This is a genomic window from Salmonella sp. SJTUF15570 (assembly GCF_043357055.1).
Taxonomy (GTDB): domain Bacteria; phylum Pseudomonadota; class Gammaproteobacteria; order Enterobacterales; family Enterobacteriaceae; genus Salmonella; species Salmonella enterica.
On sequence record NZ_JBEUKJ010000013.1, the window covers coordinates 50,355 to 75,198 of the forward strand.

General features: G+C 49.1%; 20 protein-coding genes. 14 read left to right on the forward strand and 6 right to left on the reverse strand.

Annotated elements, in window-relative coordinates; translation table 11 throughout:
* The first annotated feature begins 1 nt into the window (after window position 1).
* The 3 genes from hybG (at window position 2) to ABVN44_RS20640 (ending at window position 2,088) form a co-directional block, all read left to right on the forward strand.
* Window positions 2-250 carry a hydrogenase maturation factor HybG gene (gene hybG, locus ABVN44_RS20630; RefSeq protein ID WP_000334887.1) on the forward strand — a complete coding sequence of 83 codons (249 nt, stop codon included), beginning with the start codon at window positions 2-4 and terminating at the stop codon, window positions 248-250.
* Window positions 251-325: 75 nt separating this feature from the next.
* Window positions 326-1,378, forward strand: coding sequence for an ABC transporter substrate-binding protein (locus ABVN44_RS20635; RefSeq protein ID WP_001630770.1), 1,053 nt, complete (start codon window positions 326-328; stop codon window positions 1,376-1,378).
* On the forward strand, window positions 1,378-2,088 hold the full coding sequence (locus tag ABVN44_RS20640; protein WP_023232624.1) for a molybdate ABC transporter substrate-binding protein: 711 nt from the start codon (window positions 1,378-1,380) through the stop codon (window positions 2,086-2,088). The genes ABVN44_RS20635 and ABVN44_RS20640 overlap by 1 nt, the downstream gene beginning before the upstream one ends.
* A gap of 67 nt (window positions 2,089-2,155) precedes the next feature.
* Here the strand turns inward: ABVN44_RS20640 and yghU are convergent, their stop codons facing one another.
* Window positions 2,156-3,022, reverse strand: a complete 867-nt coding sequence (gene yghU, locus ABVN44_RS20645; RefSeq protein ID WP_023232625.1) for a glutathione-dependent disulfide-bond oxidoreductase — start codon at window positions 3,020-3,022, stop codon at window positions 2,156-2,158.
* A gap of 226 nt (window positions 3,023-3,248) precedes the next feature.
* Between yghU and gss the strand changes: the two genes are divergently transcribed.
* Together gss and ABVN44_RS20655 are read left to right on the forward strand one after the other, a co-directional pair.
* Window positions 3,249-5,105 (forward strand): bifunctional glutathionylspermidine amidase/synthase, encoded by a 1,857-nt coding sequence (gene gss, locus ABVN44_RS20650; protein WP_017466052.1) that lies wholly within the window; start codon window positions 3,249-3,251, stop codon window positions 5,103-5,105.
* Window positions 5,106-5,774: 669 nt separating this feature from the next.
* Window positions 5,775-6,833 carry a methyl-accepting chemotaxis protein gene (locus tag ABVN44_RS20655; RefSeq protein ID WP_000475246.1) on the forward strand — a complete coding sequence of 353 codons (1,059 nt, stop codon included), beginning with the start codon at window positions 5,775-5,777 and terminating at the stop codon, window positions 6,831-6,833.
* Window positions 6,834-7,132: 299 nt separating this feature from the next.
* Here ABVN44_RS20655 and uxaC read toward each other — a convergent pair whose 3' ends face one another.
* The 3 genes from uxaC to uxuA form a co-directional block, all read right to left on the reverse strand.
* On the reverse strand, window positions 7,133-8,545 hold the full coding sequence (gene uxaC / locus ABVN44_RS20660) for a glucuronate isomerase (protein ID WP_000190180.1): 1,413 nt from the start codon (window positions 8,543-8,545) through the stop codon (window positions 7,133-7,135).
* Window positions 8,546-8,556: 11 nt separating this feature from the next.
* Complete coding sequence (locus ABVN44_RS20665) at window positions 8,557-10,029, reverse strand: fructuronate reductase (RefSeq protein ID WP_129339428.1); 1,473 nt, start codon at window positions 10,027-10,029, stop codon at window positions 8,557-8,559.
* A 110-nt stretch (window positions 10,030-10,139) separates the two neighbouring features.
* Window positions 10,140-11,324 carry a mannonate dehydratase gene (gene uxuA / locus ABVN44_RS20670; protein ID WP_000815487.1) on the reverse strand — a complete coding sequence of 395 codons (1,185 nt, stop codon included), beginning with the start codon at window positions 11,322-11,324 and terminating at the stop codon, window positions 10,140-10,142.
* 403 nt (window positions 11,325-11,727) lie between these two features.
* Here uxuA and ABVN44_RS20675 point away from each other — a divergent pair, with 403 nt between their 5' ends.
* The 5 genes from ABVN44_RS20675 (at window position 11,728) to iraD (ending at window position 16,857) form a co-directional block, all read left to right on the forward strand.
* On the forward strand, window positions 11,728-13,032 hold the full coding sequence (locus ABVN44_RS20675) for an MFS transporter (RefSeq protein ID WP_000784371.1): 1,305 nt from the start codon (window positions 11,728-11,730) through the stop codon (window positions 13,030-13,032).
* A gap of 394 nt (window positions 13,033-13,426) precedes the next feature.
* Window positions 13,427-14,305 (forward strand): carbon-nitrogen hydrolase family protein, encoded by an 879-nt coding sequence (locus tag ABVN44_RS20680; RefSeq protein WP_023232627.1) that lies wholly within the window; start codon window positions 13,427-13,429, stop codon window positions 14,303-14,305.
* A gap of 38 nt (window positions 14,306-14,343) precedes the next feature.
* On the forward strand, window positions 14,344-15,267 hold the full coding sequence (locus ABVN44_RS20685; RefSeq protein ID WP_000540892.1) for a polysaccharide deacetylase: 924 nt from the start codon (window positions 14,344-14,346) through the stop codon (window positions 15,265-15,267).
* 724 nt (window positions 15,268-15,991) lie between these two features.
* Window positions 15,992-16,477, forward strand: a complete 486-nt coding sequence (locus ABVN44_RS20690) for an Hcp family type VI secretion system effector (RefSeq protein WP_000338753.1) — start codon at window positions 15,992-15,994, stop codon at window positions 16,475-16,477.
* A complete protein-coding gene (gene iraD / locus ABVN44_RS20695) occupies window positions 16,477-16,857 on the forward strand; it encodes an anti-adapter protein IraD (protein ID WP_001543513.1) in 381 nt (126 codons plus the stop codon). The genes ABVN44_RS20690 and iraD overlap by 1 nt, the downstream gene beginning before the upstream one ends.
* A gap of 136 nt (window positions 16,858-16,993) precedes the next feature.
* Here the strand turns inward: iraD and ABVN44_RS20700 are convergent, their stop codons facing one another.
* Window positions 16,994-18,478 (reverse strand): NAD-dependent phenylacetaldehyde dehydrogenase, encoded by a 1,485-nt coding sequence (locus ABVN44_RS20700; protein WP_023232628.1) that lies wholly within the window; start codon window positions 18,476-18,478, stop codon window positions 16,994-16,996.
* A gap of 161 nt (window positions 18,479-18,639) precedes the next feature.
* On the opposite strand from ABVN44_RS20700, the gene ABVN44_RS20705 reads away from it, so the two are divergent.
* From ABVN44_RS20705 to ABVN44_RS20720, 4 genes are all read left to right on the forward strand, one after another.
* The gene (locus ABVN44_RS20705) at window positions 18,640-19,941 is read left to right on the forward strand and encodes an FAD-binding oxidoreductase (RefSeq protein ID WP_001092825.1); all 1,302 of its coding nucleotides are present in this window, start codon (window positions 18,640-18,642) and stop codon (window positions 19,939-19,941) included.
* Between the two features lie 14 nt (window positions 19,942-19,955).
* Window positions 19,956-20,330 (forward strand): cupin domain-containing protein, encoded by a 375-nt coding sequence (locus ABVN44_RS20710; RefSeq protein WP_000542984.1) that lies wholly within the window; start codon window positions 19,956-19,958, stop codon window positions 20,328-20,330.
* A 208-nt stretch (window positions 20,331-20,538) separates the two neighbouring features.
* Window positions 20,539-22,038: an APC family permease gene (locus ABVN44_RS20715; RefSeq protein WP_000475960.1), complete on the forward strand. Its 1,500-nt coding sequence runs from the start codon at window positions 20,539-20,541 to the stop codon at window positions 22,036-22,038.
* Complete coding sequence (locus ABVN44_RS20720) at window positions 22,016-22,573, forward strand: DUF3156 family protein (protein WP_023232629.1); 558 nt, start codon at window positions 22,016-22,018, stop codon at window positions 22,571-22,573. Before ABVN44_RS20715 ends, ABVN44_RS20720 begins: the two co-directional genes overlap by 23 nt.
* A 103-nt stretch (window positions 22,574-22,676) precedes the next feature.
* On the opposite strand, the gene ABVN44_RS20725 is transcribed toward ABVN44_RS20720, so the two are convergent.
* Window positions 22,677-23,360: a LuxR family transcriptional regulator gene (locus ABVN44_RS20725; protein WP_023232630.1), complete on the reverse strand. Its 684-nt coding sequence runs from the start codon at window positions 23,358-23,360 to the stop codon at window positions 22,677-22,679.
* Window positions 23,361-24,844 lie beyond the last annotated feature (1,484 nt).

Below are 24,844 nucleotides of genomic sequence, written 5' to 3' on the forward strand. Positions count from 1 at the left end.
TATGTGTATTGGCGTCCCCGGTCAGGTGCTGGCCGTCGGAGATGATATTCACCAGCTTGCGCAGGTGGAAGTGTGTGGCATCAAACGTGATGTCAATATTGCTCTGATTTGTGAAGGTAAGCCAGCCGATCTGATAGGGCAATGGGTATTGGTACACGTTGGTTTTGCGATGAGCATCATTGACGAAGACGAAGCGAAAGCCACGTTAGATGCGCTGCGCCGCATGGAGTACGACATCACCAGCGCGTGATCCCTTAATCACCTCTATTATATCGCTCTATAATCGTTGTATAATTATTTATATATCGATTGTGGGGCGAAACCTATGAATAAATTTTTGCGCCAGCTCTCTCTGCTGGCGTTGCTTTTTTGCTGGCCGTTAATGTCACAAGCGGCGCGTACTTTTACCGATCAAATTGGCCGCCAGGTCACGGTTCCCGACACCGTCGACAGAGTGGTGGTGCTCCAGCATCAAACGCTCAATCTCCTTGTACAGATGAATGCCACTGACAAAATCGTTGGGGTCATGGCGAACTGGAAACAGCAATTAGGCGACGGCTATGCGCGTCTGGCGCCGGAACTGGCGCAAAAAGCCTCGCTGGGCGATCTAACGCACGTTGATCCTGAAAAACTGGTGGCGCTGCGCCCGCAGGTGGTGTTTGTCACGAATTACGCTCCGCAGGAGATGATCGACAAGATCAGCCGTCTTGGCATTCCGGTGGTGGCGATTTCGCTGCGCCATGATGTTGCTGGCGAGCAGGCTAAAATGAACCCGACCCTGGCCGATGAAGAGCAGGCTTATAATCGCGGGCTGCGTGAAGGAATAACGCTGATTGGCGATATCGTCAATAAACCGCAGGAGGCGAAAGCGCTGATTGAGGCGATGGATAAAGGTCGCAAGATGGTCAGCGACCGTTTGCAGTCGGTTCCTGAAAATGAGCGAGTTCGTGCCTATATGGCGAATCCGGAGCTGACCACCTACGGTTCCGGTAAATATACCGGTCTGATGATGGCCCATGCGGGGGCGCTGAATGTAGCGGCATCCTCGGTGAAAGGCTTTAAGCAGGTGACAATGGAGCAGGTGATCGCCTGGGATCCGCAGGTGATCTTTGTCCAGAATCGCTATCCAAAGGTCGTCAATGAGATCCTGCACAATCCCCAGTGGCAGGTCATTGACGCGGTGAAGCATCATCGGGTTTACCTGATGCCAGATTATGCCAAAGCCTGGGGATATCCGATGCCGGAGGCGGTGGGAATCGGCGAACTGTGGATGGCGAAAAAACTCTATCCGGAAAAATTCCACGATATTGACATGCAAAAGGCCGCTAACGACTGGTATCAACGTTTTTACCGTACTGACTATCAGGGCGTACAGTGATGCGAATACTGGCTGCGGGGAGCTTGCGCGTCGTCTGGCCGCAGCTAATGGCGGCGTTTCAGGCGGATGCGGTATGTGATTTCGGTCCGGCGGGGCTGTTACGTGAACGCATCGAAGCGGGCGAAGCGTGCGACTTTTTTGCTTCGGCGAACCTGGCGCATCCGCAGGCGCTGCTGGAAAGCGGGCGGGCGCTGCGGGTCGCGCCTTTTACGACGAACCGTTTGTGTCTGAGCGTGCGGGCTCAGGCGATGCGTGAAGGCGAGGACTGGCTGTCGCTATTAACCCGGCGGGATCTGCGGATCGGCACCTCAACAGCAGGTTGCGATCCTTCCGGCGATTATACGCAGCAGCTTTTTTCGCGGATGGGCAAGGAGGGCGAAGCGATCCGAAAACGCGCGGTAGCGCTGGTTGGCGGCAGACAGACTTTGCCGTTACCGGCGGGCCGGCTGGCGGCGGAATGGCTCATCAATCATGATTACACCGATATCTTTATCGGCTATGCCAGCTATGCTCCCAGGCTACGGCAGGTTAATTCGCTGCGAGTGGTTGATATCCCGGAACCTTATAATCCCGTGGCTGAATATGGCTTTGCCTGCCTGAGCGAGCAGGGAAAAACGCTTGCCGACTTTTTACTGTCAGCATGGGCGAGGTTGATTCTCATGCAACATGGGTTTAGTGAAGCGCCGAATATGACACACTCGCAGAACTGATAAGCGAATCGTCAGCAGGGAATACCATGCCGGATGACGACATTACTACCTCATCCGGCATTATGGTTTAACTTTGACGTTTATCTTCGGTATGGTTTTCGAAGTCGCTGGCGTCATGGCGTTCGTGAAGCTGTTCGTTCAATGGGCCGTTGGTCCGGTTGACAATGCGCCCCCGCTTTACCGCCGGACGTTCGGCTACCTGTTTCGCCCAGCGTTGTACGTTTTGATAACTTCCGGCATCCAGAAACTCCGCTGCATCATAGACATTCCCCAGCACCACGTTGCCGAACCACGGCCAGATGGCCATATCGGCAATAGTGTACTCTTCCCCCGCGACATACGGGTGGTGAGCTAATTGCTTATCCAGCACGTCCAGCAAACGCTTGGCTTCCATGGTGAAGCGATTAATGGCGTACTCAATTTTTACCGGCGCATAATGATAGAAATGACCGAAACCGCCGCCGAGGAACGGCGCCGCGCCCTGTAGCCAGAACAACCAGTTAAGGGTTTCTGTGCGCTTAGCCAGATCCTGCGGCAGGAAATGGCCAAACTTATCCGCCAGATAAACAAGAATTGCGCCCGACTCAAAAACCCGAATCGGCGGGTTGTGTGAGTGATCGCGCAGCGCCGGAATTTTTGAGTTCGGATTGATGTCAACAAAGCCGCTGGAGAACTGCTCGCCCTCGCCGATGCGAATCAACCAGGCGTCATATTCGGCGCCGGTTACGCCCAGCGCCAGGAGTTCTTCCAGCATAATGGTCACTTTCTGGCCGTTAGGCGTCCCCAGCGAATAAAGCTGTAACGGATGTTTGCCGACGGGCAGCGTTTTGTCGTGCGTCGGGCCGGAAACCGGGCGATTAATGTTAGCGAACGCGCCGCCGCCGGATTTATCCCACGTCCAGACTTTTGCGGGTTGATAAGTATTATCTGCCATATTGACCTGCCTTCACAGTGGTGGTGTTGAAGCAGTGTAGCAGCTTGCTAACCTGACATTTAACCGATTGGGACATTCCGCCGAGTGAAATTTTAACCTTCTGGACTCAGTGTGCCTTATTGAGGTGTATGATTATGTCGACCTCTGTCCGGTTAGTGTCACAGAGCAGACAATCAGAGCGAAATCACGCCAGGCTGCTCAGGCGGTCTTGTTTTGAGGTAAGTGCATGAGCAAAGGAACCACCAGTCAGGATGCCCCCTTCGGGACATTATTGGGTTACGCCCCCGGCGGCGTAGCGATCTACTCTTCAGATTACAATTCCCTCGATCCGTGGGACGACGACGACGCAGCTTTTCGTAGCTACATCGACGATGAATACATGGGGCATAAATGGCAGTGCGTGGAATTTGCCCGCCGTTTTCTCTTTCTGAATTATGGCGTTGTTTTTACTGACGTCGGCATGGCCTGGGAAATTTTCTCGCTGCGTTTTCTGCGCGAGGTCGTGAATGACAATATTTTGCCTTTGCAGGCCTTCCCGAACGGTTCGCCGCGCGCGCCGGAGGCCGGGGCGCTGCTCATCTGGCAAAAGGGCGGCGAGTTTAACGAAACCGGGCACGTTGCGATTATCACCCAGCTCCTGGATAACAAAATTCGTATTGCTGAGCAAAACGTTATCCACACGCCATTGCCGCCAGGGCAGCAGTGGACTCGCGAACTGGAAATGGTCGTAGAAAACGGGTGTTACACCCTGCGCGACACCTTTGATGACACGACGATTTTAGGCTGGATGATCCAGACCGACGACACGCAATACAGTTTGTCACAGCCTGACATCGCGAATCAGTCGCTGGCGATTCGCAGCGCAAGACTGCCAGAGAAAGGTCAGTTTGACGGTCCGTGGCTGGATGAGCGCGATCCGTTACAAAAAGCCTATGTACAGGCGAACGGACACGTTATCAATCAGGACCCGTACCAGTATTTTACCATCACCGAGAGCGCTGAACAGGAGCTTATCAAAGCGACCAATGAGTTGCATTTGATGTACCTGCACGCCACGGACAAAGTTTTAAAAGACGATAATCTGCTGGCGCTATTCGATATCCCCAAAATTCTTTGGCCGCGCCTGCGTCTCTCCTGGCAGCGCCGTCGTCACCATATGATCACCGGTCGTATGGATTTCTGCATGGATGAACGCGGGCTGAAAGTCTATGAATACAATGCCGATTCCGCATCATGCCATACCGAAGCGGGATTAATTCTCGAAAAATGGGCTGAGCAGGGCTATACCGGTAAAGGGCATAACCCGGCAGAGGGCTTAATTAACGAGCTGGCAGGCGCCTGGAAACACAGTAAAGCGCGTCCTTTCGTCCATATCATGCAGGATGATGATATCGAGGAGGACTATCACGCGCAGTTTATGCAGCAGGCGCTGCATCAGGCTGGTTTCGCGAGCAAAATTCTCCGCGGGCTGGGCGAGTTGCGCTGGGATGACGCCGGGCAGTTGATCGATGGCGACGGGCGGCTGGTGAATTGTGTCTGGAAAACCTGGGCGTGGGAAACGGCGATGGAGCAGATACGCGAAGTCAGCGAGACGGAGTATGCCGCAGTGCCTATTCGTACCGGGCACCCGGAAAATGAAGTCCGGCTGATTGATGTATTACTGCGCCCGGAAGTGTTGGTGTTTGAACCGCTGTGGACGGTGATCCCGGGTAACAAAGCGATCCTGCCCATCCTGTGGTCGCTCTTCCCGCATCATCGCTATTTGCTCGACACGGATTTTACCGTTAACGATGAGCTGGTGCAGACCGGCTATGCGGTAAAACCGATTGCCGGACGTTGCGGTAGTAATATTGATTTGGTGAGCCATCAGGAAGAGCTCCTGGATAAAACCAGCGGCAAGTTCGCCACGCAGAAAAATATCTATCAGCAGTTGTGGTGCCTGCCGAAGGTCGCCGGGAAGTATATTCAGGTCTGTACGTTTACCGTGGGCGGTAACTACGGCGGTACGTGCCTGCGCGGCGATGATTCATTAGTCATTAAAAAAGAGAGCGATATTGAACCGTTAATCGTCATCAAAGCGTAACGGGGTCATTCTCGTCGGGATATCGGCGTGGGTGCCGATATCCCGCCTGTTGTGTTTACCAGCGAACGGCTATCAGCCTGCCATTTACTGGTAACATATGAGAAATAATATCACAAATTATTCTTAACTTTTCTGACGCAGGCGGTGACGCTCGCCGCGTTGGCGCATCCGTTTCCTGATTTTCGACTAATCGATACTTTTTGCGGCTGGTTACGCTGCCCCCATTCCTTTGGATTTAGGTCATGCCTGTTTGGCTGGTAAACGGACAGCATAATATATTGATGAGTCCAAATGATATTATTGGTCATATAAAAAGTTTACGTTAGGTTATTTTTCTATTGCAAAAGTTTGCGTTTAAACCCTGTCTGCAATCTTCGTGGCGAGATATAGATACACCTAAGTAAATGCAGTTAATTATTATTCAGCTATTGTTGTCAGCCTTGTAAATGATATTTTCGTATAAAGTGAAGCGACTTCCATCATGACTATTAATGGTATTGTTGAATAGTTTACTTTGTAATTATTTAAGTTTGGTGGACGTTTTGTCTTATTCTGGTGAGCGTATGGCTATGGCAGATGACAGCCGATTTTTCATTATGTTAGCATGAGTCGATAATACTTTATCCAGGCATAGATCAGGATGTCCACATATAATAAGGAGAATGGTATATGTTTAAAAAAGTATTAGGCTTGCGCCACTGGAATAATAATGTTGTAAAAATACCGCCGCCAGCAGCAGAATCTGGCGCTAATGCGTCTGACGTGGTGGTGGATACTCCTGAGCCTTATGAGCGGATACTGTGTCAAAAAATTCTGATGGGGATCTCGACGATCGATATCATTCGTAATGCCATCATTAAATCCTGTGAGCAGCTCAACATTGAAAAAGAACGCATTAATGAACTTAACGAACAGAATGATAAAGCCAGAAGTTCATTAAAATCGCTCGTGGAATTTATCACCGAAATTGGCACGACTTCATCGGATATTGGCTGTCGTATGGGCGACTTAAATACCTCCTTAACGCAAATTAATGCGTGTATTAAAGAGATACAGAAGATCGCTAACCAGACCAATTTGATAGCGATTAACTCCGCGATCGAGGCCGCGCGCGTAGGGGATGCCGGGCGTGGTTTTAGCGTTATTTCGAAAGAGGTGAAAAACCTGTCCGAAGATGTTAAACACAGTTCGAAAAGCGTCAGTACGTTAACCTCTGTAATCAAAGATAATACGGCCAGAGTGAGTGAGGTACTGGATAACCAACAGCCGGTTATTGATAATATTACGACTAACATAAATCAAATTGTGGAGTCTATTGGCATCGTCATCGATAAATCGCTGAGCATGAAATCGGTCATGCAGTACATCTCTACGGTGCAGTTTTTGAATATTGTCAAAGTTGACCATGTTATCTGGAAAATGGAAGTCTACAAATTACTCTTAAATAAAGACATAAACAGTAAAATAACGATGCACGATCAGTGTCGGCTGGGGAAATGGTACTACGGCTTTGAAGGACAGCAGTTTAGCAATTACTACAGTTTCCGTAGTCTGGAAGCGCCTCATAAAGAGGTGCATACCGCTGGCCACTCTGCGCTGAACTATTTTGCCGCAGGCGATATGAATGCGATGTCGCAAGAACTCGACAGAATGGAGCGATCCAGTAATGAGGTGGTTAACCAGCTGGAAATGCTGGCTGTCGATTTGTTAAAAGAAACCACACTGTGAAGTCATAAGTTATTACCGTATAACCAACAGGATCCATCATCAACAGGACTGATGTATCACACTTTCTGCACTGGAGTTATTCCGGACAGAGAAAAAAAGCATGACGCAGAAGATGGCTGTGTTTGTTTACCCGAATCACTTACCTTAGTAAGTGATTCGGGATTAATCAGCAACATCTTTGCTTTTTATCGGCGGCCAGACTTTGGCTGGAAAAGTGCGTTACTGCTAAATTTCTCACTCTCTTACCGCCTTCCTGCCCCTCGAAATACCTGAGACCTGTGCTCACAGATTAATAGCGATTATTTAATCGTGAAATAACGCTGGGCATTATTGAAGCAGATATCCTGAACCATACGGCTTAGCATCGCTTCATCATCAGGAATCTCTCCGTCCTGCGCCCACTGTCCCAGCAGGTTACAGAGAATACGACGGAAATATTCATGTCGCGTATAAGAAAGGAAACTGCGGGAGTCGGTCAGCATCCCGACAAACTGACTTAACAGTCCCATTTGCGACAGTTGCTCCAGTTGGCGCAGCATCCCGTCTTTCTGATCGTTAAACCACCAGCCGGAACCAAACTGCACTTTTCCGGCAATTCCCGGTCCCTGGAAGTTACCGATCATGGTCGCCAGGACTTCGTTATCACGTGGGTTCAGGCAATAGAGGATAGTCTTGGGCAGTTCATTGGTCACATCCATACTGTCGAGCAAACGGGAGAGCGCCCAGCTAATGTTATTATCGCCAATGGAGTCAAAGCCGGTATCCGGCCCCAGCAGGCGGAACATCCGGGTATTATTATTACGGATCGCGCCAATATGTAGCTGCATCACCCAGCCGCGCGCGGCGTACTGACGGCCCAGCCAGACCAGCACCGCCGTGGTAAACTGGGCGATCTCAAGTTCGCTCAGCGTTTCGCCAGCCAGACGTTTGCCCAGAATGGCGTCAAGCTGCGCGTCGTCGGGCACCGGCGCAAATCGCAGCGTTTCAATGCCATGATCGGACGCGCGGCAGCCGCAGGCGGCGAAATGGTCGAGACGGCGAGTGAGCGCCTGACGTAAATCGTCGAAACGGGTAATGCTGACATCTGCCGCCGCTTCCAGTTTCCCCAGATAATCGACAAAGCCGTCCAGTTCGATTTTGAAAACTTTGTCGGGGCGCCAGCTTGGCGCGACTTCAATATCAATGCTGTCGTCGGCGGCTATCTGGCGGTGATATTCCAGAGAATCTATCGGGTCGTCGGTGGTTCCGACCATCCGCACATTCATCTGCTGCATAATACCGCGCGCGGAAAAGGCCGGCGTCGCCAGTTTCTCATTACACTGCGTCCAGATACTTTCCGCGGTATCCGGTCCGAACAGCGTACCTGTAATGCCAAATGGACGGCGTAGTTCAAGGTGCGTCCAGTGATACAGCGGATTGCCCAGCGTTTTTGGTACGGTATTGGCCCAGGCCATATATTTTTCATAATCGCTGGTCTCTTTGCCGGTGATCAGCGACTCATCCACGCCTGCGCTTCGTAGCGCTCGCCATTTATAGTGGTCGCCTTCCAGCCAGATCTGACCGAGGTTATCGAAACGGCGATCGTCGGCGATTTCCTGCGGACTTAAATGGCAGTGGAAGTCATAAATCGGCATGGGCGCGGCGTATTTATGGTACAGCGTGCGGGCAATGTCGTTTTTAAGTAGAAAATCTTCAGTCATAAACGTAGCCATGATTTATCTCCTTACTTAGCCAGCGCTTCTACCGTGGCTTTCGCGCCATTCTGCAATAGCTGTTGGTAAGCGTCGGTAACGGCTTGCACAAATTCGTGGTTCTTCGGCAGGTCGTTGCCAAAGATAGACTCGATGGCCAGTAGCCCGCGAACGCGTTCTTCCGGTGTCTGATATTGCTGATGAATCGCCTGATACTGCGCGAGCAGCGGATCGACGACATCAATGGTTTTACCTTGCTCATCGACACCGCCGACGTAACGCATCCATCCGGCGACGCCCAGCGTCAGGCGGCGATAGTCATCGCCCTGTTGCAAGTGCAGGCGCACCGGGTCCAACAAACGCTGCGGCAGTTTCTGACTGCCATCCATCGCGATCTGCCAGGTGCGGTGTTTCAACGAGGGGTTAGTGAAACGCGCGATCAACAAATTCGCATACCCTTCCAGATCGGTGCCTTCCGGCATTGACAACGTCGGCGCTTGTTCATCAAGCATCAGCGCCAGCGCCGCGCGCCGGTAAGCCGAGTTGGTCATGGTATCGGCGATAGTGTCATACCCGCCGAGATAACCCAGATAGGCGAGGAAAGAGTGACTGCCGTTAAGCATACGCAGCTTCATCATTTCAAACGGTACGACGTCTGCAACGAATTGCGCGCCGACGGTGTCCCAGTCCGGGCGACCATTCACAAAGTTATCTTCGATGACCCACTGGCGGAAGGGTTCGCAGGCGATAGCGCAAGGATCATAAACCCCTAACTGGTCGGCAACCAGTTGTAGCGTCTCTTCGGTCGCCGCCGGAACAATGCGGTCAACCATGGTGCAGGGGAAGGTCACATTGTCGGCAATCCATGCGGCGAGGGCGGCATCGCGAGCTTTTGCCAGGCCGAGGACGGCAGCCTTCGCGACGTGACCATTCTCGCGTACGTTATCACACGACAGCACGGTAAAAGCTTTCAGTCCTTGCTCCCGGCGCATGTTTAGCGCTTCGACAATATAGCCAATGGCGGATTTAGGCTGCTGTGGATGGGCAAGATCGTTTTTGATCAGCGGGTTATTGACATCAAGCTCGCCGCTGGCGGGGTCGGTGCAGTAGCCTTTTTCGGTCACGGTTAAGGAGACGATGGCGGTTTCCGGGCGCGCCATTGCCGCCAGAATCCCTGCATGGCCGTCGAATTCAGGGTGCAGCGCTTCTTTCATTGAACCGATAATTTTCAGTTCGGTGCTTTCTGCGCCGCGTTCTGCAACGGTGTACAGCAGATTTTGCGCTTTCAGGTTCGCGATCAGCCGCGCGTCGTTACCCGGCATCAGGTTCACTTCACAAATGCCCCAGTCGCTGTCGCTCTTTTCCAGTAGATGATGGGTAAAGAGCGCCTGGTGCGCGCGGTGAAACGCCCCGCAGCCCAGATGCACAATACGGGATACCAGACGTGATTTGTCCCAGTTTGGGCGGGCGACGGAAACCTGGGCGGTGGCGATATTCTGTTCCATTGCAAACTCCTGTCATTCGACGTCTTCGCCCGCGATCTCCGGGGCGAGGCATGTTGCTATTGCATTGAGTAGGGGAAATCGCATGACGCGTCGCGCCATGCGAAAGAAGGTTATTTGCTAAAGAAAGCGCGCTGGATAGCCAGTTCGACGCCGCGGACTTCCGCAAGCCCTTTCAGACGGCCAATGGCGGAATAACCCGGATTCGTTTTCTTCTTCAGATCGTCCAGCATCTGATGACCGTGGTCCGGGCGCATTGGGATCAGATCGTCGCTACCTTCGGCTTTACGACGGTGCTCTTCTTCCACAATCGCTTTAACGACTTCATACATATCCACATCGCCGTGCAAATGGGCGGCCTCGTGGAAGGTCTTCGGATTCTCTTCGCGCAGCGTAGAACGCAGATGCGTAAAGTAGATGCGCGGACCAAACTGTTTGATCATATCAACCAGATCGTTGTCAGCGCGCACGCCGTAAGATCCGGTACACATGGTGAAGCCGTTCGCCATGCTATTAACGGTTTCCACCATCCATTGCATGTCTTCAATGGTAGAGACAATGCGCGGCAGGCCGAGAATAGGGCGCGGCGGATCGTCAGGGTGAACGGCCATACGCACGCCAACCTCGTCGGCAACCGGAATAATGGCTTTCAGGAAATAGGCAAAATGTTCACGCAGTTTTGCTTTATCGATATCTTTATATGTCGCCAGGTGTTGACGGAACTGATCCAGCGTATAGCCTTCTTCCGCGCCAGGTAAACCGGCAATAATGTTGCGGGTCAGACGTGCTTTGTCTTCCTCGCTCATGGTGGCGAAACGCCGCTCTGCCTGAGCAATCTCTTCTGCCGTATAGTCGGCTTCTGCTCCCGGACGCTTCAGGATATGCAGTTCGAACGCGGCGAATTCAATCTGGTCAAAACGCAACGCTTTTGAACCATCCGGCAATACGTATTCCAGATCCGTACGTGTCCAGTCCAGCACCGGCATAAAGTTATAGCAAACCGTATAGATACCGCATTGCGCCAGGTTACGCAGCGTTTGCTGGTAGTTTTTGATCCATAAATCGTACTGACCGGTGTGGGTTTTGATGTCTTCGTGGATAGGTACGCTCTCTACCACAGACCACTCCAGACCCGCCTCTTCAACGATAGCTTTACGTTTCTGGATCTCGTCTACCGACCAAATTTCTCCATTCGGGATATGGTGTAACGCCGTTACCACGCCGGTTGCGCCAGCCTGGCGTACATCTGACAGCGTTACCGGGTCGTTAGGTCCGTACCAGCGCCAGGTTTGTTTCATATCTCGTTTCCTCTTCTTGCGATAACGTCTTCGTGGTTGACCCATTGCCAGCCAACTTCGAAACGTGCTTTGTAAACCCGTTCTGCCCCCTAAATTCAACCAAAATTTTTCTCATGTCAACCTTATTGTCTAAATTGGCTAACCAAATCACAAATATCATCATTCACGGTCTGCCAATTTTATTTATTTGATCTGTGTCAATTTTTGCTGGGTGAAAAGCATTCACCATTCAACTTGAAATGAGTTGATGTATTTATTTCAAGAATATTAAGGGCGGGAGTTGCCGCCAGATTTTGACCGGTCCGGATGAGAAAATATTGATTGGTCAACCAATTTTGTGATTTCAGTTTTCCCGCTACAGGTCAGACGGCGCGGAGCTAATGTTTTTTAACGAGGCTTTATCATGAAGATGACAAAATTAAGATGGTGGATTATCGGCCTGGTCTGCGTAGGGACCATCGTAAACTACCTGTCCCGTAGCTCGCTTAGCGTTGCGGCGCCAGCGATGATGAAAGAACTCCATTTTGATGAGCAACAATATTCTTGGGTGGTGAGCGCCTTCCAGCTTTGTTACACCATTGCGCAGCCGATCACCGGCTATTTGATGGATGTCATCGGACTGAAAATCGGCTTCTTTATCTTTGCCTTGTTGTGGTCGCTGATCAACATGGCGCACGCGCTGGCCGGCGGCTGGATAAGTCTGGCATTTCTGCGTGGTCTGATGGGGCTAACCGAAGCGTCAGCGATTCCGGCCGGGATTAAAGCTAGCGCCGAATGGTTCCCGACGAAAGAACGCGGTATTGCGGGGGGCCTGTTTAATATCGGTACTTCGATTGGTGCGATGCTGGCGCCGCCGCTGGTGGTCTGGGCGATGCTGACCTTTGCTGATAGCGGCATCGGTACTGAAATGGCGTTTGTGATTACCGGTGGGATCGGCGTGCTGTTCGCCATCACCTGGTTCCTGATTTATAACTCGCCAAATAAACACCCGTGGATCACCCACAAAGAGCTGCGTTATATCGAAGACGGCCAGGAAAGCTATCTCCAGGACGATAATAAAAAACCGGCCGTTAAAGAGATCGTTAAAAAGCGTAACTTCTGGGCGTTGGCGATTACCCGTTTTCTGGCTGACCCGGCATGGGGAACGCTGAGTTTCTGGATGCCGCTGTATCTGATTAACGTGATGCATCTGCCGTTAAAAGAGATCGCCATGTTTGCCTGGCTGCCGTTCCTGGCGGCGGACTTTGGCTGCGTTGCAGGCGGTTTCCTGGCGAAGTTCTTCATGGAAAAGATGCACATGACCACTATCAATGCGCGTCGTTGTAGCTTTACCATCGGCGCGGTTTTGATGATTTCGATCGGTTTTGTCAGCATTACGACTAACCCGTATGTCGCCATTGCATTGATGAGTATTGGCGGTTTTGCGCACCAGACGCTGTCTACCGTCGTGATTACCATGAGCGCTGACCTGTTCAAGAAAAATGAGGTCGCGACGGTTGCCGGTCTGGCAGGATCTGCGGCATGGATGGGACAGTTAAGCTTCAACCTGTTTATGGGGGCATTGGTCGCTATTATCGGTTACGGCCCGTTCTTCATTGCACTCAGTCTGTTCGATATTATCGGCGCCATCATCCTGTGGGTACTGATTAAAGATCCAGAAAAGCACCACCCGCCAATGACGGAACAGCCGCTGGCGTCTCACCGCTAAAGCTGTCTCGGTTTCACTGGCCTGATAAGCGAAGCGCTACCGGGTTCTAACGGCCACCTTCGGGTGGCCGTCTTCATTACCCTTATCGGTAAAAATACGCGTTGGTTTTATACCAGCGCGTTATCATTTAGTTTGCCTGATTATTTTCAGATGCTGAAAATAATATTGTGGTAAGGGTTATTGTTTTTCGCCTGGATTTTTATCGACTCTCTGTCTCGCTGCGATCATCGATAAAGTCCCTTTATGTAAATAAAGGTTCAATGCTTCTACTCTTTTCTCCATATATTTTGCGCAGCTTCACAAAAAATAACCTGATGTCGTAATGTCCACTCCCTAATATTCTCCATGCGCTATACGTTAATTTAAGTTTAAATTTCATGCCGGGGATATCACGATGTCACGTAATTTTACTGTTTCAGCCTGTCAGTATATTGTTACCGAAATAAACACTTTTGAAGATTTCATAACAAAGGTAAGGATGCTTCTTAATAAAAGTCAGGGGGCTGATGTCGTTATCTTCCCGGAGCTATTTACCATTGAGCTATTTACACTATTGAAAAAATGGCAAGAAAGACCCATTTCACACCTAACTTTAATTGATCAGTTTACGGATGCCTATAAGCAGCTTTTTCAACAGGAAGCGAAAGAAAGAGGACAGTTCATTATTGCTGGCTCTCATCTGGAGCAGACTGGAGCAGATCGCTATGAGAATGTTGCGCATATATGGGGACCCGATGGCGAACATTATGCTCACAGTAAGACGCATATCTTCCCGGCTGAACGGGGTTGGTATACTCAGGAAGGCGATAAAATGGCTGTTTTTCAACTGCCATTTGCAAAGGTGGGTTTTAATATTTGTTATGAAGCAGAAATACCGGAGTGTGCTGCGACGCTGGCGGAACAGGGTGCTGAGTTAATTTTAACGCCTTCCGCTACGTTTACTGAACAGGGATTTTGGCGAGCCAGGCATTGTTGCCACGCACGTTGTATTGAAAATCAAATTTATCTTGTTCACTGTTGCCTGGGCGGAAACCCGGGCGGGCCACTGCCAGGCTGCTGGGCCCGAAGTTCAATTTTAAGCCCCTGTGATGTCGTGTGGAAAAATCCACAAGGTATTATCGCAGAGGCGCACGTCAATCAAGAGGATGTCATTTCAGGAGAAATTAACCTCGATGTTCTATATGAAAATAGACTTGGGGGGGCAGCAACAACGTTCAAGGACAGACGCAGAAAAGCAGGCATATATAATATCTGGCCATCACACATTAAATAACAGAATGTGTCCCTTCTATGTATTAGCTGGAGGTCGTTATGGGATATTTAAAATTACCTGAGGGTAAAAGGATTGCGGTCAATCTTGGTGTCGATGTAGATGCTCAGTCTTTATGGCTGGGCGGATTTAATCGACCGTCGCCATCCTTTATGTCACGAGGAGAGTTTGGTGCACAAGTTGGCGTACCAAGGCTTCTGAAATTGTTCAAAGAAAATAATATCAAAACCACCTTTTTTATTCCCGGACACACTGTAGACACCTTCCCGGAAATCAGTAAAGCGATTTTTGATGCCGGGCATGAAATCGCTCACCATGGCTACTATCATGAAAATCCGACGCTGGTGAATCGTGATACAGAACGCCGACTTATGGATCTGGCGTTCGCCTGTTATAAAAGACATTTCGGCATACGCCCTGTGGGATACCGTTCTCCCTATTGGGATTATAGCGAGAATACGCTGGATCTTCTGGAGGAAGCCGGTTTTCTCTATGACAGTAGCCTGATGGCGAGAGATCTTGTGCCTTACCATCCTCAACGTTGGCAGGTGAATTGGGAAACGGGAAATATCGCAGGCCCGGCCAGCGCGATTCTGGAAATTCCTGTTAGCTGGTATCTGGATGATTTTCCCGCACTGGCGTATACCGGCAACCAGGAGGGGATGAGCGATACTGACGGTGTTCTGCGACGCTGGAAGGATATTTTTACCTATGCTTATAACCATCAGGAAAACGGTTTATATGCGATGGCCCTTCATCCGCAGATAATCGGTCATGGGCATCATATGATGATGTTGTCACGTTTGATTGAACATATTAAAGGGCATGATGGCGTATGGTTTGCAACCTGTGAAGAGATAGCCAGTGTCTGGGTGGATGACGAAGAGGATCGACAAAAAATGCTCCGTCCTGATGTTCGTGGCGTAGCGCCGGTTCCGGATGATTATGGCTGGCCAGGCAAATGATATCACCTCATGACAATGTTAATATCAGTCGGGTAACGGATTACCCGGGCAGAAGTTACCTGTTTGCCCGCTTGTTAATGCATATTGTCCATCAGAAAGGGAGACTATCCCGGGACGTATAAAATCTTTTTTATTTCGGTCAAAACGTTAATCAACGAGAATAGTTTGTTTTTTGATTTAAATCATTTTTTGTGTTCACAGGAAAATAAGCAAATAACATTTATAATGTGAGTATTAAGAAAAATAAAATTTTCCATAGTGATTATTTTTATTTAATGCTTTGATTTTTAATTCTTTTGTATGTGTTAGTTGATGTAAATCAATTTGGATTTTTTTATTAAATAAGTAAAAATTAAGTTGATATTTGCTTTTTGATGTGTTTTTTATATATAGCTGATTATTATTCTGAAATGTCAATTTTTGAATAACGACGCTGTGATACCGGCACCAGGGATACTTTGCGATAAAAGGGATTGAATATGGCAGAGAGCGTTCAGTATAACCTCAATTGTATTTGGCCACAGCGGGCCAAAACCCTCTATTGCTTTGCAACCAGCGGAATAACGTTCATCAGACGTGGGTAAACGTCGGCAAAATCCCTGCAAACCTGGCGCTTTTCACGCTGTGTTTTTTGGTCGTTGCGCTTTTAATAAGAGTCACAAGCGCTGGCCGCCGGTATTCGTCTGGCTGCTGAACTGCCACCTGATCAACAAGGAGATAAATCATGGATGCGATTTTTTTAAAGCTCGACAATATCAAAGGCGAAAGCCAGGTTGAAGGCTTTGAAGATCAGATAGAGATTATGTCTTATAGCCACAATGTGGCAATGCAGGTAAATAACGATGTTAGCCTCACTGAGCGGACTTCCGGGCGCGCGCATGTTGGTGAAATGTCGCTCACCAAATTTGTCGACCTCGCCACGCCTGTGCTCAATGAGTACTGCTGTAGCGGGAGGCTAATTAGAACCGCGGTGCTGACGTTGTGCCGCAATGACGACGGCAAAATGCGGTCGCTTATCGTTTATACCCTGACAAACGTGCTGATATCACAACTCAGTGTTAGCGGCGGCGCCGGCGGTAAGCCGGTGGAAACGATGTCGCTGAACTTCACGAAAATCGAATGGCAAATCACTGCCGAGAAATCAGACGGCGCTCAACAGGAGTCCAGAACGTCAGTATGGGATCTGGCGATGGACCAGATAGGGAAATGATGATGACGCCAACCATTCCGGTCGCGCTATTCGACAGGCTCTTGGTTGAGGGGATAAGCCCACATGAATTGGTACGCCGCAAGTTAATGTGTTTATTCAACTCTTGCGCTGTGGCAGGTGGCGAGACATTACCGCCGCTGCTCACTCGGGGTATGCCGGAATGGCACGAGGTGAATGTGGGTGACAAACGGGTTCTCAACTGGTTTTGCCGTGAGCTTCGCGCTGCTATTTTACGTTATGAACCGAGCATCAACATGCTGAAAGTCAGTGTAAAAGATGCCCATCATCAGACGCTGGCGTTGTCTTTGGAAGCGATGTTACAGGATGAGTCTGAACCGTTAAGACTGGAGATAGCCTACTCTAACGGTAGATGGCGCTAGTAATGCAGAAAAGAACGCCGGGCCGGGCGTTTTACATTACCCCAAAAGCAATAAAACGCAGCGAGCGAACCTGATAATCAGGCAGACAGTCCACCTTTCGGTATGGTTTGATCTGCCTGCATCATTTTCAGGATGGTTAATAACGGACCATGACAGATTTAAGTTCGGTATAGTCATCAATAAACGCGCTGCCAAATTCACGACCAATGCCCGATCCTTTCATCCCTCCAAAGGGTACCGCAGGATCGAGGAAGGTATGCATATTGACCCACACCATGCCAGCATCAATATCTTCAGCGTAGCGTAATGCCTTAGAAATATTTTCCGACCACACACTTGCTGCAAGGCCAAATGGCGAAGCGTTGATATGCGAAAGCGCCTCTTTTTCATTCTGATAACCGATAAAGCTACAGACAGGGCCAAAGGTCTCCTCGTGCATCAGCGTACTGTTTTTACTACGCACTTTTACCGCCGTCGGCTGTAAAAAGTACCCTTCGCCGGGTAAAGTTTCACCGCCGTAAACAATAGTATCCCCTTCTTCCCGTGCGCGTTGAATCAGATGCAGCACTTTTTCAAGCTGAACCTGATTCGCCAGCGGGCCCATCACCGTTTTTTCATCTAAAGGCGAGCCGGGCACGATCTCCGATAACCGTTGCCTGAGGAGCGTCATGACCGTATCCAGTTTTTCCTGGGGCAGATAAAAACGCTCTGCGGCAGCACAAATCTGTCCTTGATTCAGATAACCGGCTTCAAGAATACCGTTGACCATGGCTTGTGCCGAGAGATCATTGAGAAACAGCGCCGCATTTTTCCCTCCCAGTTCGAGGGTAACGCGTTTTCCTGACGATGTTGCCGAACGCCGGACTTTCTCACCTGTCGCAACTGACCCGGTGAAACTCACTTTGGCGCAATCTGGATGCGCGATCAGCTGTTGCGCTATCTCACCGCCAGCACCGTTTACCACGTTAATTACGCCATCAGGGAAACCTGCCTCTTTAGCCAGTTCAGCGACTCGCAGCAGTGTCAGCGGGGTATATTCACTTGGTTTAATGACGATGGTGCAGCCACATACCAGCGCTGCGGCCAGTTTCCAGATAGCAATCATAATTGAGAAATTCCACGGCACAATACCGACGACCACGCCAATGGGTTGGCGTTGGGTAAACGCTGTGTATCTCTCTTCTCCCATTGATGGCAGGGAGACATTCAGCGTTTCACCGGTTATTTTTCCTGCCCAACCGGCAAAGTAACGCAGGAAGGCCACTGACTGATCGAGTTCAAGACCGCGCGACAGCATAATCGTTTTACCTGAACAGACGCTTTCCAGTTGAGCTAACTCTTCACGATGAGCGGCAAGAGTATCAGCCAGTTTCAGCAGTAATGCGCCGCGTTGTAACGTGGGCATTTTACGCCAGACATCAAGCGCCCGTCTGGCGCTCTGCATGGCCTCTTCTGCCTGCGCAGGGGTTGCCGACACAACGTCGGCGATGATTTTGCCGGTGGCTGGGTTAGTGACCGAGAAGTTCGTGCCGTTTCCGGCCTGACGTTCACCTGCAATAAATTGTCCGTGTCGTTGGCGTAAAAAAGTCGTTACTTCGGCAAGTAATGTCACATCGCTCATCAGAAGTGCCTGTAGGTCAGGAATGTACGTTTTTCCATCCCAACATACTTTTTCGGGGCTGAATATCGTTCCAAAGAACGTCATTCTTCCGGACGATATTTTGTAAAACGTTACCGTGCTGTGATAGCGGTCTTAGTCAAGCGTGATGACAAGGTAACGCGATGAATACAAAAATCGATGCGTTGAATTACTACGGCGCGACGAAAAAATACCCGTTGCATTTTCCTGCTCTGCAAGAGGATATTGATGCCGATGTGGTGATCATTGGCGGTGGCTTTTCAGGCATCAATACCGCGCTGGAACTGGCGGAGCAGGGGATCACTAATGTTGTCGTTCTGGAGGCCCGCCATCTTGGGTATGGCGGCACCGGGCGAAACGGCGGTCAGGTGATGGCCGGTATAGGTCACGACATCGAAGCCGTTAAAAAATATGTAGGCGCAGCGGGAATGGAGACGCTGTTTAAAATCTCGAACCTCGGCGCAGGTATTATTCGGGAGCGAATTCGTAAATACCATATTGATGCTGATTTTGTCCCCGGATATGGTTATCTGGCCTACAACCAGCGGCAGTTAAAAACGCTGCAACAATGGGAAAAAGAATTCAAAGCCGCTACGCCGGAAGATGATATTGAACTCTATACCGGTAAAGACGTGCAGCAGGTTATCGGTTCCGACGTTTACTGCGGTGTTCTCAAGCATATGGGGGGAGGGCATGTCCACTCGCTGAATTTATTGCTGGGCTCCGCTCAGGCTGCGAATTCGCTGGGGGTGAAGATATTCGAATATTCACCTGTGGTTGAGGTCAGTTACGGTAAAACTGTGCGGGTACGTACTGCGATGGGCAGCGTAAAAGCGGCCAAATTGCTGTGGGCCTGTGATAGTTTTCTCAATAATCTGGAACCAGAAATTTATAAGAAAACGCTGGTTACTTATTCTTATCAGGTCTCTACAGAACCTCTCTCCAGCGAGCTTGTTGAGCGGATCAGTCCCTTGCGCGGGGCTTTTAGTGATATCCGCCCGGTGATAAATTACTACCGTCTCACAAAAGAAAACCGTCTGCTTTTTGGCAGCGCCACAAGGTTTCTTGAATATACCCCGCACGATTTTGCTGCCTGGAACCGCACTCTGTTGACGGAGGTCTTCCCTTATTTGAAAGACGTTAAAATCGATTTTGCCTGGGGCGGACCGATGGCCTGTAGCGCGAATCTGTTTCCGCAGATTGGCACGCTTCGTGAACACAATAATGTTTTTTATGTTCAGGGTTATTCCGGATTTGGCGTCACGCCTTCCCATATTGTATGCAAAATCCTGGCCGAAGGAATAAATGGCGGTTCCGAGCGGTATCGTCTGATGAGTAGCATTCCCCACGCGACAATTTATGGTCGCGACAGTCTACGTCTATTGCTGGTCAGTGCGGGAAAACTGATACATCAAACAGCCGGTTTCTGGAAAGGCCGGAATTAACCAGGAGAACATTAATGCACGCTTTTAAACTCAATCAACCTGTTCCTGAATTACAGCCAGTCGGGAGTGTCAGCCTGTTAGGGGCGTTGCCAACAGAAGGCGATCCCCAGGTCGCCGTTGCGATGATTTACGGTAAACCTGAGGACGTATTTACCTGTGGACTGTTTTCATCGACCCGCGGCGGTTTCACGATGATTTATCCCTTTACCGAGCACGCAACCGTGCTGGAAGGGGAAGTGGAACTCACTGTCGCGGGTCAGGAACCGATACGTTTTTCACCGGGCGATAGTTGGTTTGTTGAACAGGGAACCGAAGTGGCATGGAAAGTTTTAACGCCCCGTTTTGTAAAACATTATCTGGCAAACGTTGAAAGCCATAAACAGGGTTGAATCCTTTAATTGTTCGTCAGTAGCGTTGGCATCACTGGGGAGAATAACGCGCTCCCCACTTGCTATTAGCGCATGCGGGGACGGCGTCACAACGTTATTTACCGTTATCCCTCTTCAGGACGATACCTGTTAGATGCGCTGCCTGCCATAAATAAGCGTTATTCCGGAGCGGTAATTTATTGTTGTAATAATAGTGAAGAGGTTGACCATGTTTAAAAACAGACTTGCCAGCCATCTTGAACGTGGCGTTATTGGTTTCCCCACGACGCTTGCCAGCTCCGTCGGGCTGATTATGGCAAGCCCGGTGATCCTGACCGTGACCAGTGGTTTTGGCTCAGGGGGAGATACCTTTGCTCTTGCGGTATTACTGGCATTTATTATGATGCAAGCGCAGATTACCACCTTTGCCGAAGCGGCAACGCTCATTCCCACGACTGGCTCCGTCTACGACTATATCTCCTGCGGGATGGGGCGTTTTTTCGCTATCACCGGTGCGCTTTGCGCTTACCTGATCGTACACATTTTTGCCGGCACGGCAGAAACGATTCTCGCTGGCGTCATGGCGCTGGTGAACTTTGAGTCTGTTAGCGAACACGTGGCCATGCAGCACAATACCTGGATGGTTGGCGTCGGCATGGTAGTGGTTTTCGGGTTATTGAATGCCATTGGTGTTGAAGTATTTGGCAAGGTGGAAGTGTTTCTTACATTCGGTATGTGGACTACCCTGACCATCTTCGGTTTATGCGGGATCCTGTTATCCCCGGTCACTCATCATTCCGGGTGGTTTGGCGCACCGCTTGATGTCAGTAATCTTTCTGGTCTGTTTGGTTATATTGGCATGGCGATGTTTATGTTCGTCGGTTGTGAACTGGTCACGCCAATGGCGCCGGAAATTAAAAAAGCGCATCGTACGATTCCCAGAGCGATGGCGCTTGGCCTTTTAGCGGTGGCAGGTTGTATGTTCCTCTATGGCGCTGCGATTAACCGGCAGGTAAATAATGTGGTGGTCGATGCGGCAAACCATATCTTTTTACTGGATACGCCGATGGCTATTCCCGCCTTTGCCAATCGTGTCATGGGACATGTCGGGCAATACTGGCTGGGCGTGGGGTTGTTGTTAGCGGGATGTGCGACGATTAATACGCTGATGGCGGCAGTACCGCGTATTATATACGGCATGGCGCTGGACGGCGCTTTGCCGCGGTTTCTGACCTGGTTGCACCCCCGCTTTAAAACACCGGTCATCGCCATCGCATTCGGTGTTGCGATTCCCTGTTTACACGCCTGGTATCTGAACGGTGATATCGACCACATTGTTCCGCTGATCCTCGCTGCGGTCTGCGCCTGGGGAGTCGCTTATCTGCTGGTAACGTTATCGGTCGTTATCTTACGTATTCGGCGCCCCGATTTACCACGCGCTTACCGGGCCCCCTGGTTTCCCTTACCTCAGATTATTTCGAGCGTGGGTATTATTATCGCCATTATTAATATCGCGCCTCCAGGAATGAACAGTCGGGATGTACTTATACCATTCGGTATTATGCTTGGATTGACTGCCGCCTATGCCTTATTCTGGACATTATGTGTGCAACGGGTTAATCCTTTCCTCCCGCTTCCGGTAGAAGAGGTCGTGGAACGGGCGATGGGCAATTATGAAAAGCGAAACAATGAAGAGATGACGCCAGATGTCCTCCGTCCCCTGGTTTAAGAGCACATTAATGAACATGGTGTTACGTGATTTGAGCGGCTGGCGTTGTGAAAAATTGACCGAACATAGCGCCGTGCTGCATCTGAATGCATTTACCCAGGTTATCTGCCATGTTCAGCAAAAACGGTTATTCATGGCCAGTATTCACAGTTGTGAATTCAGGGTGAAAGGCACAATCAATTATCCTTTGCAGGGCAAAATTCGCGCTCATCAGCCCGGATGGCTGAAACGTTATCCCGTCATTTTTACTGGCAGCAAAAGTACCGCCGGGCTGATTAACTATCTCAATCGTTTCCCCAATTTACAACAGGCACTGAGTGAACTGGATTATCGTCGGTTTACGCTGGTTTTACATCATAAGGAATGGTATTGCAGCATTGAGCTATGGGCTGCTAGCGAAGTGGTTTGTAAAATGCCGCCGCTGCGCCGTTATCTGCGGCTTGAGCGGCACCAGCGTGTTCTTCTGCTTAGTGTGATAAATATGATCAATCAGGCCATGAATCAATGGCTGCAACAGGATACCGACGCCAGATAATATGACATTTTATTGCGGCATCAGCTCAGAGAGTGGTATTAATTCAGGCATATATGACAATGGGGAAAAGACCCGCAATTGACGCGGGTTAAAAAGCACGCTTTCACATATGCTGTGAATGTTGTACCGAAGACATTCTGGTTCGGGAAACCAGTTCCGTGCGATTTATCACTTCTGTTTTAGCAAAAATATTACGTAAATGCGTTTTCACTGTTGAGAGAGAAATATTCAACTGACGGGCAATCAATTTGTTGCTGGCCCCTTCGCAGACCATTCCCACAATTTCACGCTCTTTTGCGGTCAATATTGACGCCAGATTGTTGTCTTCCTGAAGAGAATCATGAATTGCCAGCCCCAGTAATGGTTGTACTGCCTGGGCTCGCAAACGCTCTTCGCTGGAAAAAGGTATATCGCGCATTAATGAAATGCCCGCGATAATACGATGGCCCCGACGAATAAAGATCTCAATCATGTCGCACACATGATTAGGTAGCATAAATTCATGATAATAATGGCGATGACGGGCACAAATACCGGGCGTCATCGTCGCTACGGTAACAACCTGTTGGCCGAACCGGGAAGGCGATAGCGGGTCTAATGGTTGAAAATGCTCCAGATATTGTTGGTGTGTGCTATTAGAAATGTTATGTAAAACATAGGCTTCTGGCTTTAAATAAGCATTAACACGATAAAAAACCGCCGACGACAGAGGAATGAGTTGCGCAATGCTCTGTAGGCAATGGAGAGTGATCCCGTCATTATGGCCAGTAGTTGATAAGGCTGACATGTTATCTCCTTCCATCCGGATGAGCGCGCCGGGACGCAGTAAAATAGTGGTATGTTGAAACATACAATTTACATTCAGTTAACACAATCATTCACATGTTAATAATGTGACGTGTGTTGCGATATTTTTTATAACCGATTGAAAATAAATGCTTTTAATTTAAATCTTGTCTGAATTTCTAAAAAATAATTAAGAATTATTAATATAATTTTTTTCTGTCGCGGTTGACTCATCTCCTGAAAATGCCGTGGGTTCTCGTCCTTCAGGACGATATTCTTTTGAGACGACTGTTCTATGATTTTCTGTAATAGCGCAGGTTAACAGAGACTTAATTTCTGGTTCAGACAGGATTTGCTACATAACGTTTCAATAGCGTCATGCGCTATGCAGAAAACCGGGGTTTTTACCCACAAAAAGCGGTGGTTGCCAGTATATTTTAATGAACAGTAGTGAACATGAAGAGCGGGGTAACTTGTTGATTTTATAAATAAAAAACGGACGCCATAGGGCGTCCGCATCTGAATGGTTGGTGCCCGGGCTTGGAGAAGTCCTTTGGGCTAATGGACTGTTAAAGCTATTTTTTACCGTTTATCAAGACCACCACAAAACTAACCCTTACAGAATTATCTACGTGATTTGCCTGGTGTGGGTTCGATTCCTGCTACTGTCTGATAATTGTTGAACCAGTTCTTCTGTATAGGGTATCAGCAGAGCAGACTTTCGAAATTTGACATCCAGCAAGAATCGGTGTGAGACACTCACGATTTTTCCTGCCGTCTATTCATCATTGAAAAATGATAGTATTTTTATGAGAATAAGAGCCAAAAATATAGAGATGCCTGTATAAATCCCTCGTTCTGTCCAGGTATCCAGACGAAATAACCAATAGACACATAAAAAAGCAAGTAGCCCGCCAATAATTGACGCGAGAGCGCCAATGATTTTTTTGAGCATATATTTAAAAGTGCCTTCATTATATTTCATAGTTTTTCTTTTTGTGTCGCCATTTAAAAAATCTGATAATACGTTTCACCATTTGATAGAATACATATATAAATAGGAAAGGGCATAAAAATACAGAAAAACGAGCAATTATATTTCTAATGGGTTTTTCTGCTACCTGATAGCAAACCGGCTCTCTTAGGATAGTATCATTTTGTGGGGGCCGTTTTCTGTGACCAATGTTGAAAATGTAATCTCATTAGTGTTTAAACTATTGTGTATATTTTTTACTTCCCCGGATATAGGCAAGCACTGGAAACCATCATTATCATATCGTGGTTCACCATTAATAGCATCAATTCTATCATATACTATTAATCTTTTCCCGCATTAAGTGCGGGGGGATGGTAATCTGTGAACTGATCCTTCAACTCATCAAAAGTTCGATTTATTCAACAAAGCCGAAGATAACCCGTATTTATCGATCATTACGTAGTAATGGAAACGGTGTGGAGGGGCGCACCTCTTTTTCATATCTAAGG